Source organism: Pseudoduganella chitinolytica, assembly GCF_029028125.1.
Taxonomy (GTDB): Bacteria; Pseudomonadota; Gammaproteobacteria; order Burkholderiales; family Burkholderiaceae_D; genus Rugamonas; species Rugamonas chitinolytica.
Genome location: NZ_CP119083.1, coordinates 6,184,719 through 6,201,425, shown reverse-complemented (window position 1 = coordinate 6,201,425; position 16,707 = coordinate 6,184,719). Strand labels below are relative to the sequence as shown.

The following is a 16,707-nucleotide window of genomic DNA, read 5'->3' as shown; positions in this document are numbered from 1 at the left end:
CATCCTAGATCGCGTACAAGAACTTGAGCTCAGACGACCACACCAACCCGACCACGCTGCTCGACGTCGCCCGCGCCGCGGGCGTCTCGGCCAGCACCGTGTCGCGCATCCTGAACGGGACCGCCCGCGTGGCGGAGGACAAACGCAAGGCGGTGCTGGCCGCCATCGAGCAGATGCACTTCGCGCCGAACCAGATGGCGCGCAGCCTGAAAAAGGGCAGCACGATGACGATCGGGATCGTCGTGCAGGACATCAGCTCGCCGTTCTTCGACGAGACGCTGCGCGGCGTCGACGATGCGCTGAAGGGCACCGGCTACACGAGCGTCATCGTCAGCGGCCACTGGAATGCGGACGAGGAATCGGACCGCATCCGCCTGCTGTTGGCGCGCAAGGTGGACGGCATCATCCTGCTGACGGGCCGTATCTCGGACGAGACGGTGCTGCGCTTTTCCAGCCAGCGCCCCATCGTCGCCACGGGCCGCGCGCTGCGCACGCCCAGCGCCATCGGCTTCAAGGTGGACAACGAACATGGCGCCTGGCTGGCCACGCGCCACTTGCTGGACCTGGGTCACCGCCGCATCGTCTTCATTACGGGCCCGGCCAGCAGCAGCGATGCGAACGAGCGCCTGGCCGGCTACCGCCGCGCGATGACGGAAGCGGACGTGGCGATCGATCCGCAACTCGTCGTCGAAGGCGACTTCCACGAACCGAGCGGGCTGGCCGCCATCAACCGGCTGCTGGAACGCGACGTGCAGTTCACGGCGGTGTTCGCGGCCAACGACCTGTCGGCCTATGGCGCGCGGCTGGCGCTGTACCGCAAGGGCATCCGCGTGCCGGAAGACGTGTCGCTGGTAGGCTTCGACGACCTGCCCGGCTCCTCGTACACGGCCCCGCCGATGACGACGGTGCGCCAGCCCCTGTACGACCTGGGCAAGGCCGCCACCAACGCACTGTTGTCGCTGATGGGACGCGAAGCATTCGACGAGGGCGTCGCACCGGTGGAGCTGATCGTGCGGGAGACCACGGGCGCGTGCCCGTTGCCTGAAAAACGGTGACTGTCACCGTTTTTCAGGCAACAGGTTTTTGCTATCTGGCCGTGGGGGCGATGTCCTTGATGGGGGCGGCGAAGGCGGCGTGCGTGGCCGGGTCCACCGGCCGGTGTTTCGGCTCGGTGCGGGCCGGGTCCTTGCCCAGGTAGTTGTCGTTCTTCCAGTTGCGGGCCGGGCGCACGGGGCGCGGCACGAAGCCGCCGCCGCAGTTGGGGCAGACGTTTTGCAGCAGGCCGTCCACGCAATCGGCGCAGAAGGTGCACTCGTACGAGCAGATACGCGCGTCCGGCGCGGCCGGCGGCAGGGCCTTGTCGCAGTGTTCGCAGGTGGGTCGCAGTTCCAGCATGGCTTCTCCTTGGTCGAGCATCGATTCTACGACACGGGCGATTGACAGCAATGACAGCGATGGATGAATCAAGACGGTCAAGCAGGCGGCCAGGCGCAGCGGGCATGGCAGCGAGTACACCCTGCGGCGGGCATTTGTGATGAGGCTCGGTGTGCTGCCCAGCGAGTACCAGGCGCGGTTTGGCTGAGATGTAGCGACTTTACAGAAGAGACCCGGGGGACAGGCACCTGTCCCCGCGGTTTTTGCGGATGCGCGAACAAAACCGGGGTCAGTCCCCTCATCGGGCCAGCGGCAAGCGCGCTGGCCATCACTTACCGGGGACAGACCCCAGCGGAGCACAGGTCCCCGCAGGTTTGACTTGCCATCAACGCTTGCGCGGCGGCGGCAGGTCCGTGCAGACGCCTTCGTACACCTCGGCGGCCATGCCGATCGACTCGCCCAGGGTCGGGTGCGGGTGGATCGTCTTGCCGATGTCGGTGCCGTCGCAGCCCATCTCGATGGCCAGCGCGATCTCGCCGATCATGTCGCCCGCATGGGTGCCGACGATGGTACCGCCCACGATGCGGTGCGTCTCGGCGTCGAACAGCAGCTTGGTGAAGCCCTCTTCGCGGCCGTTGGCGACAGCGCGGCCGGATGCGGCCCACGGGAAGTGGCCCTTCTCGACCTTGATGCCCTTGGCCTTTGCCTCGTCCTCCGTCAAGCCGACCCATGCCACTTCCGGATCGGTGTAGGCGACCGACGGGATCACCTTGACGTCGAAGTGCGACTTCTGGCCGGCGGCCGCTTCGGCAGCGACGTGGCCTTCGTGCACGGCCTTGTGCGCCAGCATCGGCTGGCCCACCAGGTCGCCGATGGCGAAGATGTGCGGGACATTCGTGCGCATCTGGCTGTCGACCTCGATGAAGCCACGATCCGTCACCTGCACGCCGGCCTTGTCAGCGGCGATCTTCTTGCCGTTCGGGCTGCGGCCCACGGCCACCAGCACCATGTCGTACAGCTGCGGTTCCGGTGCCGTGGCACCGGCCTCGGCGGCCTCGAACGTGACCTTGATCCCTTCCGGCAGCGCTTCCACGCCGACGGTCTTGGTCTTGGTCATGACGTTGTCGAAGCGGTGCGCGTTGTACTTCTGCCAGACCTTGACGGCGTCGCGGTCCGCGCCCTGCATCAGGCCATCCATCATCTCGACGACGTCGATGCGCGCGCCGAACGTGGAGTAGACCGTCGCCATCTCCAGGCCGATGATGCCGCCGCCGATGACCAGCATCCGCTTCGGCATGAAGCGCAGCTCCAGCGCGCCCGTCGAATCGACGATGCGCGGGTCTTCCGGCACGAACGGCAGCTTGACGACAGCCGAACCGGCCGCGATGATCGCCTGCTTGAACTGCACGACCTTCTTCGTGCCGTCGCCGGCCGTCACCTCGATGTGGTTCGGGCTGAGGAACTGGCCCACGCCCTGCACGACCTGCACCTTGCGGGCCTTGGCCATGCCCGTCAGGCCGCCCGTCATCTTGTTGATGACGCCTTCCTTGTAGGCGCGTACTTCGTCGATGTCGATTTCCGGCCGCGCGAACTTGACGCCGTGCTTGCCCAGGTGCGCCGTTTCATCCACCACGGAAGCCAGGTGCAGCAGCGCCTTGGACGGGATGCAGCCCACGTTCAGGCAGACACCGCCCAACGTCGCATAGCGCTCGACGATGACGGTGTTCATGCCCAGATCGGCCGCGCGGAACGCGGCGGAATAACCGCCCGGGCCACCGCCCAGCACCATCATGTCGCAGACGATGTCGGCCTGGCCGGAGAACGAACCGGCGCCAGGGGCCGGCGCGGACGCCGGCGTGGACGCGGGCGCCGGCACGGCGGGACCGCCGTACACGGGCGCCGCCTGGCCTGGCGCGGCGCCCTTCTCTTCCGGCTTGGCGACCGGGGACGCCGGCGCGCCGGCCGGCGCCGCCGCGGCGGCGCCAGCACCTTCCTCGATCATCAGCAGCAAGCTGCCTTCGGAGACCTTGTCGCCGACCTTGATCTTCAGTTCCTGCACGACGCCGGCGTGGGTGGACGGAATCTCCATCGACGCCTTGTCCGATTCGACGGTGACGAGCGACTGGTCGACCTTGATCGTGTCGCCCGGCTTGATCATCACTTCGATAACTTCCACTTCCTTGAAGTCGCCGATGTTCGGTACCTTCACTTCTACGATGCTCATCGATTCGGTCTCCTTACAGCAGGATCTTGCGCATGTCGGCCAGCACTTCGGCCAGGTACACGGCGAAGCGGGCACCGGAGGCACCATCGACGACGCGGTGGTCGTACGACAGCGACAGCGTCATCATCAGGCGCGGCGCGAACTGCTTGCCGTCCCACACGGGCTTCATCGACGCCTTGGACAGGCCCAGGATGGCCACTTCCGGCGCGTTGACGATCGGCGTGAAGTGCGTGCCGCCGATGCCGCCCAGCGACGAGATCGTGAACGTGGCGCCCTGCATGTCGGTCGGTTTGAGCTTGCCTTCGCGTGCCTGCAGCGACAGGTCCGTCATTTCCTTGGCGATCTGCGTCACGCTCTTCTGGTCCGCATTCTTGATGACGGGGACCACCAGGCCGTTCGGCGTATCGGCCGCGAAGCCGATGTTGTAGTACTTCTTCAGGATCAGGTTCTCGCCCTTCTCGTCCAGCGACGAGTTGAACGACGGGTACTTCTTCAGCGCCGCGACGGAAGCCTTGATGACGAAGGCCAGCATCGTCAGCTTGGTCGCTTCCTTGTTCTTGGCGTTGGCGGCGTTGGACTCGACGCGGAACGCTTCCAGGTCGGTGATGTCGGCATCCTCGAACTGCGTCACGTGCGGAATCATGACCCAATTGCGGTGCAGGTTCGGGCCGGAGATCTTCTTGATGCGCGGCAGCGGCTGCAGTTCCGTCTCGCCGAACTTGGAGAAGTCGAGCGACGGCCATGGCAGCAGGTTCAAGCCCGCGCCACCGCCGGCCGGGGCAGCGGTCGGTGCATTCGGCGCGGCCGTGGTGCCGGCCATCACGCCCTTGACGAAGTTCTGCACGTCCTGCTGGGTGATGCGCCCTTTCGGGCCGGAACCCGGCACGCGGCCGACGTCCACGCCCAGTTCGCGGGCGAACTTGCGCACGGACGGCGAAGCGTGCGCCAGCTTGCCGGACACGCTTGGGCCGGCCGGCGCGGCCGCTGCGGGCGCCGGAGCCGGGGCCGCAGCCGCTGGCGCAGCGGCGGCAGGAGCGGCAGCAGCAGGGGCAGCAGCAGCGGCAGGTGCGGCCGCAGGCGCAGCGCCGCCACCGGTCGATTCGACGACCAGCACCAGCGAGCCCTCGGCGACCTTGTCGCCGACCTTGACCTTGATTTCCTTGACCACGCCGTCATGCGACGACGGGATCTCCATCGATGCCTTGTCCGATTCCACGGTGATCAGCGACTGGTCCTTCTTGATGGTGTCGCCGACCTTGACCATCACTTCGATGACTTCCACTTCCTTGAAGTCGCCGATGTCCGGGACTTTCACGTCCACCGGACCGGCCGACGCTGCCGGCGCTGTGGCGGCAGGCGCCGGTGCGGCGGCGGCCGGAGCCGGTGCAGCAGCGGCAGCCGGCGCAGGGGCGGCAGCGGCAGGTGCGGCCGCGGCAGCGCCTTCCGCCTCGACCATCAGCAACAGCGAACCCTCGGCGACCTTGTCGCCGACCTTGACCTTGATTTCCTTGATGACGCCAGCCTGCGACGACGGAATCTCCATCGACGCCTTGTCCGATTCCACGGTGACCAGCGACTGGTCGACCTTGATCGTGTCGCCGACCTTCACCATCAGCTCGATGACTTCGACTTCCTTGAAATCACCGATATCCGGGACTTTGACTTCCACAATGCTCATAGCGTTTGCTCCGTATTCTCGTTATTGGGTCACCGGATTGGGTTTGTTCGGGTTCAGGCCGTACTTGGCCACGGCCTGTTCGACGACGGCCAGGTCGATCTTGCCTTCGTCCGCCAGCGAGCGCAGCGCCGCCACCGTGATGTAGTAGCGGTTCACCTCGAAGAACTCGCGCAGCTTGGCGCGGCTGTCCGAGCGGCCGAAGCCGTCCGTGCCCAGCACCTTGTACGAGCGGCCTTTCGGCATGTACGGACGGATCTGCTCGGCGAACAGGCGCATGTAGTCGGTCGTCGCGACGATCGGACCCTGCGTGCCCTGCAGCAGGCCGGTCACGTATGGCACGCGCTGTTCCTTGGTCGGGTTGACGAGGTTCCAGCGCTCCGCATCCTGGCCTTCGCGGGCCACCAGCGTCAGCGACGGCGCGGACCAGATGTCGGCCGCGATGCCCCAATCCTTCTCCAGCAACTCGGCGGCGAAGATGGATTCGCGCAGGATCGTGCCGGAGCCGATCAGTTGCACGCGCTCCTTGGCGTCCTTGGTGCCCTCCTGCAGCAGGTACATGCCCTTCAGGATGCCCTCTTCCTGGCCCGCCTTCAGGCCCGGATGCGCGTAGTTCTCGTTCATGATGGTGATGTAGTAGAACACGTCTTCCTGTTCCGTCACCATGCGGCGCAGGCCGTCATGAATGATGACCGCCAGCTCGTGGCCGAAGGTCGGGTCGTACGGCACGCAGTTCGGGATCGCGGCGGCGAACAGGTGGCTGTGGCCGTCCTCGTGCTGCAGGCCTTCGCCGTTCAGCGTGGTGCGCCCGGCCGTACCGCCCATCATGAAGCCACGGGCGCGCATGTCGCCGGCGGCCCAGGCCAGGTCGCCGATACGCTGCATGCCGAACATCGAGTAGTACGTGAAGAACGGGATCATCACGCGGTTGTTGGTCGAGTACGACGTGGCCGCGGCGATCCACGAGCTCATGCCGCCCGCTTCGTTGATGCCTTCCTGCAGGATCTGGCCGGCCTTGTCCTCGCGGTAGTACATGACCTGGTCCTTGTCCACCGGCTCGTACAACTGGCCCTGCTGGTTGAAGATGCCGATCTGGCGGAACAGGCCTTCCATGCCGAAGGTACGCGACTCGTCGACCAGGATCGGCACGATGCGCTGGCCCAGGCTCTGGTCGCGCAGCAGCGCCGTGATGATACGGACGAACGATTGCGTGGTGGAGATCTCGCGGCCTTCCGGCGTGGCTTCCAGCACGGCCTTGAACGCCTCCAGCGGCGGCACGACAAGCGTCTCGTCGGCCTTCATGCGGCGCTGCGGCAGGTAGCCGCCCAGGGCCTTGCGGCGCTCGTGCAGGTACTTGATTTCCGGCGCGTCGTCGGACGGCTTGAAGAACGGGATCTCGGCCAGCTTGTCGTCGGGGATCGGGATGTTGAAGCGGTCGCGCATTTCGCGGATCGCCTCGTCATCGAGCTTCTTGGTCTGGTGCGCGGTGTTGCGTGCCTCGCCGGACTTGCCCATGCCGAAGCCCTTGACGGTCTTCACCAGCAGCACGGTCGGACGGCCCTTGGCTTCCTGCGCCACCTTGAACGCGGCGTAGATCTTGTGCGGGTCGTGGCCGCCGCGGGTCAGGCGCCAGATGTCGTCGTCGCTCATGTTGGCGACCATCTCCAGCAGCTTCGGATGCTTGCCGAAGAAGTGCTTGCGCACGTAGGCGCCGTCCTTGGCCTTGTAGTTCTGGTATTCGCCGTCGACGGTTTCCATCATCACGCGCTGCAGGATGCCTTCCTTGTCGCGCGCCAGCAGGTCGTCCCAGCCCGGGCCCCAGATGACTTTGACGACGTTCCAGCCGGCGCCGCGGAAGTCCGCTTCCAGTTCCTGGATGATCTTGCCGTTGCCGCGCACCGGACCGTCCAGGCGCTGCAGGTTGCAGTTGACGACGATGACGAGGTTGTCCAGCTGCTCGCGCGCGGCCATGCCGATCGCGCCCATCGATTCCGGTTCGTCCATCTCGCCGTCGCCGCAGAAGGCCCATACTTTCCTGCCGTCGGTATTGGCGATGCCGCGCGCGTGCAGGTACTTCAGGAAGCGCGCCTGGTAGATCGCCATCAGCGGGCCCAGGCCCATCGACACGGTCGGGAACTGCCAGAAGTCCGGCATCAGTTTCGGGTGCGGGTACGACGACAGGCCCTTGCCGTCGACTTCACGGCGGAAGTTCAGCAGCTGTTCTTCGGACAGGCGGCCTTCCAGGAAGGCACGCGCGTAGATGCCGGGAGACGAGTGGCCCTGCAGGTACAGCAGGTCGCCGCCGTGCTCTTCGGAAGGGGCGCGCCAGAAGTGGTTGAAGCCGATGCCCAGCATATTGGCCAGCGACGCGAACGAGGACAGGTGGCCGCCCAGGTCGCCGTCGGCGCGGTTGGCCTTGACGACCATCGCCATCGCGTTCCAGCGCATCCACGAGCGCAGGCGCTCTTCGTATTCCAGGTTGCCGGGGCAGTGCGCGCCCACGTGGGCGGGAATCGTGTTGACGTAGGCGGTATTGGCGGAGAACGGGATCAGCGCGCCGCGGCGGCGCGCCAGGTCGACCATGCGTTCCATCAGGTAGTGGGCCCGTTCCGGCCCTTCGTTTTCGAGGACGGCTTCCAGCGCCTCGAGCCATTCCTTGGTTTCCAGTGCGTCCGGATCGTTGGCGGTTTGGGCCGTGACCTGGTCAAGTTGAGCTGACATGTATCTAGTCTCCTAAGTTTGAGTGAGCCCGGGCCGGTCCAACGACCGTGCGGACGCATGGTGCTTGATTCAAAAGATTATTTACCAAGACTTTGGCGAAGTGTAGGAATTCTACAATCATTTCGGTCGTTTTCAAAATGCGCAATGACTTTTCATATTGTGGAATTTCGCTATGGCGAAATGGTGCGGTGCCGCATGGACAGGGCGCTGGGCGGCCACTAGCTCTGACTTTTAGCCCAGGAGCAAACCCCGGGGTCGGACCCGGCGGGGCGAAGCAGGGGTTTCATGGAGCACCGCTCCATGCCTGCGCAGCGACACTGGCATGCATGCCAGTGTCCTGACCCCGGCCGTTGCCGTTGGGTGGTTTTGCTTTGCCGGCCTGCGGACAACGACCGCCACCCGCCGCCGTTTTATAATGTCGGTCTTTCATCCCACCTCAGCACATCACCATGCCAGCACAACTGATCGACGGAACCGCCCTCTCCCAAAAACTGCGTGCCGAAATCGCATCCCGCGCCGCCGCACTGACCGCCCAGGGCAAGCAGCCGGGCCTGGCCGTCATCCTCGTCGGCGAGGACCCGGCCAGCCAGGTCTACGTGCGCAACAAGGTCAAGGCGTGCGGCGACGTGGGCATCCACTCGGTGCTGGAAAAATACGAGGCCGACCTGACGGAAGCGGCGCTGCTCGAGCGCATCGCGGCGCTGAACGCCGACCCGGCCATCCACGGCATCCTGGTGCAGATGCCGCTGCCCAAGCACATCAACCCGCACAAGGTCATCGAGGCGATCAGCACGTCGAAGGACGTCGATGGCTACTCCGTGCTGTCGGCCGGCGAACAGATGACGGGCCTGGACGGCTTCCGTCCCTGCACGCCGTACGGCTGCATGAAGCTGATCGAGTCGACGGGATACGACCTGCGCGGCAAGCACGCCGTCGTGATCGGCCGCAGCAACACGGTAGGCAAGCCGATGGCCCTGCTGCTCTTGCAAGCGAACGCCACCGTCACCATCTGTCATAGCGCGACGCCGGACCTGGGCCTGTACACCCGCCAGGCCGATGTGGTCGTGGCGGCGGTGGGCCGCCGCAACACGCTGACGGCCGACATGGTGAAGCCGGGTGCAATCGTGATCGATGTGGGCATGAATCGCGACGATAATGGCAAGCTGTGTGGAGACGTGGATTTTGCCGCCATCCGTGAAGTGGCCGCGCACATTACGCCGGTGCCCGGCGGCGTGGGCCCGATGACCATTACCATGCTCCTGATGAATACCATCGAATCGGCGGAACGCTGATCCGACAACCTGAATGGATGGACTATGACGACTGACAACCCCCTGCTGGACTTTAGCGGCCTGCCCCGTTTCGACGCGATCAGGCCGGAACACGTGACGCCGGCCATCGACGAGCTCCTGACCCGCAACCGGGCCGTGGTGGCGCAGCTGGAGGCCCCGGCCGACCAGGTGACGTGGCAGACGTTCGTCACGCCGCTGGAGAACTCGACCGAGCAGCTGGGCCGGGCATGGGGCATCGTCAGTCACCTGAACAACGTCGTCGACACGCCCGAGCTGCGTGCCGTCTACAACGAGAACCTGCCGAAGGTGACGGAGTTCTGGACCGAACTGTCGCAGAACGAAGCGCTGTTCGCCAAGTACAAGGCATTGAAGGACGGCCCGGAGTTCGCGACGCTGTCGCCGGCGCGCCAGCGCATCGTCGAGAACGCGATCCGCGACTTCCGCATGGGCGGCGCCGAGCTGCCGCCGGCGCAGAAGGAGCGCTTCGCCGAGATCCAGGAACAGCATGCTGCCGTGTCCACGCGCTTCTCCGAAAACGTGCTGGACGCCACCAACGACTGGACCATGCTGGTCGAGAACGAGGCCGAACTGGCCGGCCTGCCGGAGGACGTCAAGCATGCGGCCAGGTCGCTGGCCGAGAAAAACGGCAAGACCGGCTGGCAGTTCACGCTGCACTTCCCGTCGTACTACCCGATCCTGCAGTTCGCGGACAACCGCGCGCTGCGCGAGAAGGTCTACCGCGCCAACGCCACCAAGGCTTCCGAACTGGGCGACGTGTTCAGTGAGCGCGACAAGTGGGACAACGGCGGCAACATCGTCACGCTGCTGAAGTTGCGCGCGGAAGAGGCGCAGCTCCTGGGCTACAAGAACTTCGCCGAGGTGTCGCTGGTGCCGAAGATGGCGCAAAGCCCGGAGCACGTGATCGAGTTCCTGGAAGACCTGGCGCGGCGTGCCCGCCCGTATGCGGAAAAGGACCTGCAGGAGCTGACGCAGTTCGCGCGCGACCGCCTGGGCATGGACAAGCTGGAGGCATGGGACCTGCCGTACGCGTCCGAGAAGCTGCAGCAGCACCGCTATTCGTTCTCGGCGCACGAAGTCAAGCAGTACTTCCCCGAGCACAAGGTGATCGACGGCCTGTTCAAGCTGGTGCAGAACCTGTTCTCCGTGACGATCCGCGCCGACGCGGCGCCGGTATGGCACAAGGACGTGCGCTTCTTCCGCATCGAGCGCGACGGCCAGTTGATCGGCCAGTTCTACCTGGACCTGTACGCCCGTCCCGGCAAGAACAGCGGCGCGTGGATGGACGACGCGCGCAGCCGCCGCGTCGAGGCGGGCGAGCTGCAGACGCCTGTCGCCTACCTGACCTGCAACTTCACCGAACCGTCGGTGGTGCACGGGCAGGTGCAGCCGGCCCTGTTCACGCACGATGAAGTCATCACGCTGTTCCACGAATTCGGCCACGGCCTGCACCACATGCTGACGACCGTCGAGGAGCTGGGCGTGTCGGGCATCTCCGGCGTCGAGTGGGACGCGGTGGAGCTGCCGTCGCAGTTCATGGAAAACTTCTGCTGGGAGTGGGACGTGCTGTCGCACATGACGGCGCACGTGCAGACCGGCCAGCCGCTGCCGCGCGCACTGTACGACAAGATGCTGGCGGCGAAGAACTTCCAGTCCGGCCTGCAGACCCTGCGCCAGGTCGAGTTCTCGCTGCTGGACATGCACCTGCACTATGATTACGACGCTGCCAGCGGCAAGTCGGTGCAGGACGTGATCGACGAGGTGCGCAGCAAGTTCGCCGTCATCGTCCCGCCGTCGTTCAATCGCTTCCAGAATTCGTTCGGCCACATCTTCGCGGGCGGCTACGCGGCCGGCTACTACAGCTACAAGTGGGCCGAGGTGCTGTCCGCCGATGCCTATGCGGCGTTCGAGGAGGCGGCCGAGCTGGAAGGCGGCAAGCTGCCCGTGCAGACGGGTGAGAAATTCCTGCGCGAGATCCTGGCGGTGGGCGGTTCGCGCCCGGCGCTGGAATCGTTCACGGCGTTCCGCGGCCGCGAGCCGTCGATCGACGCGCTGCTGCGCCACAGCGGCATGGCCGCCTGACCGTTGCGCTGAGCGCGGCGCCATCCTGGCCGGCAGGCCGGCATGGCGCCGTTTTTGCGTCTAGCACTACCAAGGTGCCGGCGCAAGATGTTGCACACCGAAAATTACTGCCGTCAGTCAACGCACGGCGGGGCAATCACCCTAGAATAACGCCATGACCCGTATCGACTTCCACACCAACGTGCCCGACAAGATCGCCTACGCCTGCCGCCTGATCCGCAAGGCCTACGGCGCGCGCAACCGCATCGTCGTGATGACGGAGGACGCGGCGCAGCAGGCCGCGCTGGACACGGCGCTGTGGACGTTCTCCGGCCCGGATTTCCTGCCGCACGTGGCGGTGGACGATCCGCTGGCGCCGGACACGCCGATCGTGCTGACGCACAGCGACGAGCAGGAACTGCCCCAGGCCGACCTGCTGGTCAACCTGGCGCGGCGCGCGCCGGCGCAGTTCGAGGCCTTTCCCCGCCTGATCGAGGTCGTCTCGCTCGACGAAGACGACGCCGCCGCCGGACGCCTGCGCTTCGTCGCCTACAAACGGCAGGATTACCAGCCCACTCACCTCAGCATAGGAAAATCATGAACCAGGCCGCCCCGTTCGATGCCAGCATTCCCGTGCTGACGGAAGTCGTCAGCACGCCCGCCACCCCGGTTGCGCAGCCCGTGCCCGCCCCCATGCCCGATACGGGCGGCCTGGGCGCCGCCGAGTGGGCCCAGCTGGAGCGCCGGCTGAACGAGAAGATCCTGCAGCAGTTGGCGTCGCGCGTCGACTTCGTGCTGGAGCAGCGCATCAAGGACAGCATGGCCGAGGTGCTGACGCACGCGCTGCACGACCTCACGACGGAAATCCGCCATGGCCTGCACGAGACGATCGGCAAGATCGTGGCGCGCGCCGTGCAGCAGGAAATCGTCCACCTGCAGGCCAAAAAGGGGTGAATCGGCGCCCGGGTGTGGTGCAACACGCTCCGCCCCGGTGCGCACGTGAAAAAAGCGCGGCAAGCGTCTTTGCCAATTGAAAATTTTGCTGTACCTTCTCGCTGTAAAACGGCGTTAACGCGGCGCCGTCGCCTTTAAATCATTGGAGAACGAGACATGCAAACGAAGTTCGTCGTTGTTGCAGCCGCTGTGATGGCCGCCTTTGCCGGCACGGCATCCGCCCAGGAAGTGATCAAGATCGGCCACGTGGGCCCCGTCTCGGGCGCGCAGGCGCACCTCGGCAAGGACAATGAAAACGGCGCCAACATGGCGATCGCCGACCTGAACGCCAAGGGCATCAAGATCGGCGGCAAGCCCGTCAAGTTCGCGCTCGTGCTGGAAGACGACGGCGCCGACCCGAAGCAGGGCACGACGGTGGCGCAGAAGCTCGTCGACGCGAAGGTCAACGGCGTCATCGGCCACCTCAATTCGGGCACCACGGTGCCGGCGTCGCGCATCTACTATAATGCCGGCATCCCGCAGATTTCGCCGGCTTCCACGATCCCCACGTACACCAAGCAGAAGTTCAATACGGCCTTCCGCATCGTCGCCAACGACAACAAGCTGGGTGGCACCCTGGGCAAGTATGCCGTGACGAAGCTGGGCGCCAAGAAGATCGCCGTCATCGACGACCGCACGGCCTACGGCCAGGGTGTCGCGACGGAGTTCATCAAGGGCGCCAAGGGTCCGGGCGTGCAGATCGTCGACAAGCAGTTCACCAACGACAAGGCGACCGACTTCAACGCGATCCTGACCAGCATCAAGGCGAAGAACCCGGACCTCGTCTTCTTCGGCGGCATGGACGCCGTGGGCGGCCCGCTGCTGCGCCAGATGAAGGCGCTGGGCATCAACGCCAAGTTCATGGGCGGCGACGGCGTCTGCACGGATGCGCTGCCGCGCCTGGCGGGTACCGCCGCGGCGGACGGCGTCGTCACCTGCGCCGAAGCGGGCGGCGTGCCGGCGGAACTGCAGAAGAACATGGACGACTTCCGCGCCCGCTACAAGAAGCAGTACAACCAGGAAGTGCAGCTGTACGCACCCTATGTGTACGACTCGGTGATGACGATGGCGCAGGCGATGCAGGATGCCGGATCGTCCGATCCGAAAAAATACCTGCCGTTCCTGGCCAAGGTGAAGTACCAGGGCGTGACGGGCCTGATCACGTTCGATGAATTCGGCGACATCCGCGATGGCGCGCTGACCCTGTTTACGTACACGGGCGGCAAGAAGACCAAGATGGAAGTCGTCAAGTAAAAGAGGCTGGAAACGGGAGACAACCCGAGCGGGCCGTCCGGTGAGGACGGCCCTTGTTTTTTCTGCGGCACCTTATGCGGTGACCGCATACCGAATGGAGTAAAACGCATATGCAAACCAAGCTGATTCCCCTGGCCGCGCTGGCCGCCGCCATCGCCACCGGGCATGGACACGTCAACGCACAGGAAGTCGTCAAGATCGGCTATGTCGGCCCGATGTCGGGCCAGTCCGCCCACCTGGGCAAGGATACGCAGAATGGCACGCGCCTCGCGGTCGAGGACCTGAACGCCAAGGGCTTCAAGATCGACGGCAAGCCCGTCAAGTTCGTGCTGGTGGCCGAGGACGACGCGGCCGATCCGAAGCAGGCCACGTCGGCCGCGCAGAAGCTGGCCGACACCAAGGTCAACGGCGTGATCGGGCACCAGACGTCGGGCACGTCGATCCCGGCGTCGCGCATCTACTACAACGCGGGCATTCCGCAGATCTCCGCATCGGCCACGAGCCCCGTCTACACGCACCAGAAGTTCAACACGACGTTCCGGCTGGTCGCCAACGACAACAAGCTGGGCACCACCCTGGGCCAGTACGCCGTCCAGAAGCTGGGTGCGAAGAAGATTGCCGTGATCGACGACCGCACGGCCTACGGCCAGGGCGTGGCGGACGAATTCGGCAAGGGCGCGCGCAAGGCGGGCGGCGTGCAGATCGTCGCGCGCGAGTTCACCAACGACAAGGCAACGGACTTCAACGCCATCCTGACCAACATCCGCTCGAAGAATCCGGACCTGGTCTTCTTTGGCGGCATGGATTCCGTCGGCGGCCCGCTGCTGCGCCAGATGAAGGCGCTGGGCATCAAGGCCAAGCTGATGGGCGGCGACGGCATCTGCACGGAAGCGATGCCGCGCCTGGCCGGCCCGACCGCCGGCGACGATTCCATCGTCTGCGCGGAAGCGGGCGGCGTGACGCCGGGCCAGCAAAAGCTGATGGAGGAATTCGCGGTGCGCTACAAGAAGCGCTACAACGAGAGCCTGCAGATCTACGCGCCGTATGCGTACGACGCCGTGATGACGATGGCACAGGCGATGGCGGACGCGAAGTCGGCCGATCCGAAGAAGTACCTGCCCTACCTGGCCAAGGTGAAGTATGCCGGCATCACGGGCGACATCGCGTTCGATGCGTTCGGCGACATCCGCGACGGCGCGCTGACCTTGTACACGTTCAAGGGCGGCAAGCGCACCTTGATCGAGGTGGTGAAGTAAAAGGCGAAGTAAATGCAAAAGCCGGGCGATGCCCTAATGCCGTTCAGTTAAGGTCTTTTTTCAGGACGCGGACAGTGTAGCGATGAGGTAAGGCCTTCACGGCCCGGTCGATTTTTCGACCGGGCCGTTCTTCATTCAGTAGCATGAGCAGACGCTGGCGAAGGCGCTGCATCAAGGCGGGCAGCTTGCCATGTGAGCGGGTTACTGCTGCCCAATGCAGTTCGTATTGGATGACATGGAATGCACGGATAAAACTGACCTCAGTCGGCTCACACTTCACCGCCAGTGCGGCCTTGGCGATCTCCAGCCGGATCAGGTTATAGGCAGTCAAGGTTCCCCAGATTTCCTGGTAGACGCCTTCGACGGTACGGCTGCGCAGCGTCAACGCCCTGCCCATCATCGTTTGCTTGAGTTCGCGATAGCTCGTTTCGATCTGCCAGCGCCGGGTATAACAAGTCGCAACGTCTTTGGCCGTGTAGCGCTTGGTGTCGCATAGTGAGGTCAGCAATACGTGTTTGCGTGCGCTCTGGTCGATGATCGTAATGGCGCGTGCGCGCCAGGTCGCAGGCAAGTCCGGGCACTTCTTGCGTGCCTGGGGCGATACGCGCATTTCGATCATCGCATCGTCGGCAGTACCGCCAACGACTTCCCATTTCGTATTGGACTTGGCTGGAATGATGAAGTGCCTGTTCGTTCCTCCAACGGTCAGGCCGCACAGAATCTCGGCTGACAGAAAACCTTTGTCGAAGACGGTAAGCGAATCATCCGGAATCGATGCGAGCAGCTCCTTGGCGTGCAGCATCTCGTTGATGCCGTAAGGGCCAAACTTGGCATCGCGTATCAGGTGGGTCGGCACGGCAGTCAAGGTCACACCACGCACTTGCGGATAGCTGGCGATCCGGCCACTGGCATACGACTGCTCGCCGAAATGGTTGCGCTGTTCCGGCGTATCCGCCGTCTTCAATGTCGTGCCGTCCATCGCATACAGACTTAGTCCCTTGAACAGGTACTGCTTGCGATCCTGCTCCGACCATGCCTTTGCTGAGATCTCGAATAATGCCCGCAGTGGTTCGGCGCCAACACGCTGCCGTGCCTGCGCTACCGCGCTTTTGCTTACGAAAGGCGCCTGCACGTCCGGCAACGCAAGGTCCAGGTCGTCAACCACTTCACTGATAGACTGATGACGGTACAGCGCCAAGGCGACGACGAGCCACACTACCTGCTCGGTCGGCAGCCGGCGCCGTCGAATGCTCGCTTTGCCAGTGTGTACAACCGCTTGCTCGATCCACTCGGAAGGCAAGTGCCGTCCCAGGCGGGCCCAGTCCGGGTCTTCCTGGGCTTGTACGAGGAAATGGAGCGCGTCATCAAGCATGGTGACGCAGGTTAACAGCCTCAGCTACTGTTTACAACACCAAAAAGAAAAATGCCGCTCAGTCTTAACTGAACGGCATTACGGGCGATGCCCGGCTTTTTTAAACGGTGGCAGGCACTCGCCTGTCACCATCGGTCGCTGGATCCTTATTTCTGCGCCAGGATCCATTTCACCAGCGTGCGCGCTTCCGCGTCGCTGACCTGCGGGTTGGCGGGCATCGGAATCGCGCCCCAGACGCCGGAACCGCCTTTCATCACTTTCCCGACCAGCTTGTTCTCCGCATCCTTCTGGCCGGCGTATTTCGCCGCCACGTCCTTGTAGGCCGGGCCGACCAGCTTGTTCGCAACAGCGTGGCAGGCCATGCAGTTCTTTGCCTTGGCCAGGTCCGCACTGGCCATTGCCGTTTGCGACACGAACGCCGAAGCCAGCACCGCTGCAATCATCATGGAACGTTTCATCGATTTCTC

Annotated in this window: 13 protein-coding genes; 7 read left to right on the top strand and 6 right to left on the bottom strand. The window is 64.6% G+C overall.

Features of this window, described 5'->3' with window-relative positions; genetic code table 11:
• Window positions 1-23: 23 nt before the first annotated feature.
• A complete protein-coding gene (locus tag PX653_RS27400; RefSeq protein ID WP_277415786.1) occupies window positions 24-1,055 on the top strand; it encodes a LacI family DNA-binding transcriptional regulator in 1,032 nt (343 codons plus the stop codon).
• Between the two features lie 31 nt (window positions 1,056-1,086).
• Here PX653_RS27400 and PX653_RS27395 read toward each other — a convergent pair whose 3' ends face one another.
• The 4 genes from PX653_RS27395 to aceE all read right to left on the bottom strand — a co-directional run bounded on the left by PX653_RS27395 (window position 1,087) and on the right by aceE (window position 7,994).
• Window positions 1,087-1,395 carry a DUF1272 domain-containing protein gene (locus PX653_RS27395; protein ID WP_277415785.1) on the bottom strand — a complete coding sequence of 103 codons (309 nt, stop codon included), beginning with the start codon at window positions 1,393-1,395 and terminating at the stop codon, window positions 1,087-1,089.
• A 364-nt stretch (window positions 1,396-1,759) separates the two neighbouring features.
• Window positions 1,760-3,598, bottom strand: a complete 1,839-nt coding sequence (gene lpdA / locus PX653_RS27390; RefSeq protein ID WP_277415784.1) for a dihydrolipoyl dehydrogenase — start codon at window positions 3,596-3,598, stop codon at window positions 1,760-1,762.
• A 13-nt stretch (window positions 3,599-3,611) separates the two neighbouring features.
• Entirely contained in the window at window positions 3,612-5,276 is a 1,665-nt protein-coding gene (gene aceF / locus PX653_RS27385) for a dihydrolipoyllysine-residue acetyltransferase (RefSeq protein ID WP_277415783.1), read from the bottom strand.
• A 21-nt stretch (window positions 5,277-5,297) separates the two neighbouring features.
• The gene (gene aceE, locus PX653_RS27380) at window positions 5,298-7,994 is read right to left on the bottom strand and encodes a pyruvate dehydrogenase (acetyl-transferring), homodimeric type (RefSeq protein ID WP_277415782.1); all 2,697 of its coding nucleotides are present in this window, start codon (window positions 7,992-7,994) and stop codon (window positions 5,298-5,300) included.
• A gap of 449 nt (window positions 7,995-8,443) precedes the next feature.
• Between aceE and folD the strand changes: the two genes are divergently transcribed.
• The 6 genes from folD to PX653_RS27350 all read left to right on the top strand — a co-directional run bounded on the left by folD (window position 8,444) and on the right by PX653_RS27350 (window position 14,868).
• A complete protein-coding gene (folD, locus tag PX653_RS27375; RefSeq protein ID WP_277415781.1) occupies window positions 8,444-9,286 on the top strand; it encodes a bifunctional methylenetetrahydrofolate dehydrogenase/methenyltetrahydrofolate cyclohydrolase FolD in 843 nt (280 codons plus the stop codon).
• A gap of 24 nt (window positions 9,287-9,310) precedes the next feature.
• On the top strand, window positions 9,311-11,386 hold the full coding sequence (locus PX653_RS27370) for a M3 family metallopeptidase (RefSeq protein ID WP_277415780.1): 2,076 nt from the start codon (window positions 9,311-9,313) through the stop codon (window positions 11,384-11,386).
• A 154-nt stretch (window positions 11,387-11,540) separates the two neighbouring features.
• Window positions 11,541-11,966, top strand: coding sequence for a DNA polymerase III subunit chi (locus tag PX653_RS27365; protein ID WP_277415779.1), 426 nt, complete (start codon window positions 11,541-11,543; stop codon window positions 11,964-11,966).
• Entirely contained in the window at window positions 11,963-12,319 is a 357-nt protein-coding gene (locus PX653_RS27360; protein ID WP_277415778.1) for a DUF2486 family protein, read from the top strand. The genes PX653_RS27365 and PX653_RS27360 overlap by 4 nt, the downstream gene beginning before the upstream one ends.
• Window positions 12,320-12,475: 156 nt before the next feature.
• On the top strand, window positions 12,476-13,612 hold the full coding sequence (locus PX653_RS27355; RefSeq protein WP_277415777.1) for a branched-chain amino acid ABC transporter substrate-binding protein: 1,137 nt from the start codon (window positions 12,476-12,478) through the stop codon (window positions 13,610-13,612).
• Window positions 13,613-13,722: 110 nt separating this feature from the next.
• Complete coding sequence (locus PX653_RS27350) at window positions 13,723-14,868, top strand: branched-chain amino acid ABC transporter substrate-binding protein (protein ID WP_277415776.1); 1,146 nt, start codon at window positions 13,723-13,725, stop codon at window positions 14,866-14,868.
• A 43-nt stretch (window positions 14,869-14,911) separates the two neighbouring features.
• On the opposite strand, the gene PX653_RS27345 is transcribed toward PX653_RS27350, so the two are convergent.
• Both PX653_RS27345 and PX653_RS27340 read right to left on the bottom strand, forming a co-directional pair.
• Window positions 14,912-16,240: an IS4 family transposase gene (locus PX653_RS27345; protein WP_277414398.1), complete on the bottom strand. Its 1,329-nt coding sequence runs from the start codon at window positions 16,238-16,240 to the stop codon at window positions 14,912-14,914.
• A gap of 146 nt (window positions 16,241-16,386) precedes the next feature.
• A complete protein-coding gene (locus PX653_RS27340) occupies window positions 16,387-16,698 on the bottom strand; it encodes a c-type cytochrome (protein ID WP_277415775.1) in 312 nt (103 codons plus the stop codon).
• Window positions 16,699-16,707: the final 9 nt, after the last annotated feature.

Bases quoted from the DNA above. Each gene is read 5' to 3' on its own strand.
- PX653_RS27355 (WP_277415777.1), top strand. From the start codon at position 12,476: ATGCAAACGAAGTTCGTCGTTGTTGCAGCCGCTGTGATGGCCGCCTTT.
- folD (WP_277415781.1), top strand. From the start codon at position 8,444: ATGCCAGCACAACTGATCGACGGAACCGCCCTCTCCCAAAAACTGCGT.
- PX653_RS27370 (WP_277415780.1), top strand. From the start codon at position 9,311: ATGACGACTGACAACCCCCTGCTGGACTTTAGCGGCCTGCCCCGTTTC.
- aceE (WP_277415782.1), bottom strand. From the start codon at position 7,994: ATGTCAGCTCAACTTGACCAGGTCACGGCCCAAACCGCCAACGATCCG.
- PX653_RS27345 (WP_277414398.1), bottom strand. From the start codon at position 16,240: ATGCTTGATGACGCGCTCCATTTCCTCGTACAAGCCCAGGAAGACCCG.
- lpdA (WP_277415784.1), bottom strand. From the start codon at position 3,598: ATGAGCATCGTAGAAGTGAAGGTACCGAACATCGGCGACTTCAAGGAA.
- PX653_RS27395 (WP_277415785.1), bottom strand. From the start codon at position 1,395: ATGCTGGAACTGCGACCCACCTGCGAACACTGCGACAAGGCCCTGCCG.
- PX653_RS27340 (WP_277415775.1), bottom strand. From the start codon at position 16,698: ATGAAACGTTCCATGATGATTGCAGCGGTGCTGGCTTCGGCGTTCGTG.
- PX653_RS27350 (WP_277415776.1), top strand. From the start codon at position 13,723: ATGCAAACCAAGCTGATTCCCCTGGCCGCGCTGGCCGCCGCCATCGCC.
- aceF (WP_277415783.1), bottom strand. From the start codon at position 5,276: ATGAGCATTGTGGAAGTCAAAGTCCCGGATATCGGTGATTTCAAGGAA.
- PX653_RS27365 (WP_277415779.1), top strand. From the start codon at position 11,541: ATGACCCGTATCGACTTCCACACCAACGTGCCCGACAAGATCGCCTAC.
- PX653_RS27360 (WP_277415778.1), top strand. From the start codon at position 11,963: ATGAACCAGGCCGCCCCGTTCGATGCCAGCATTCCCGTGCTGACGGAA.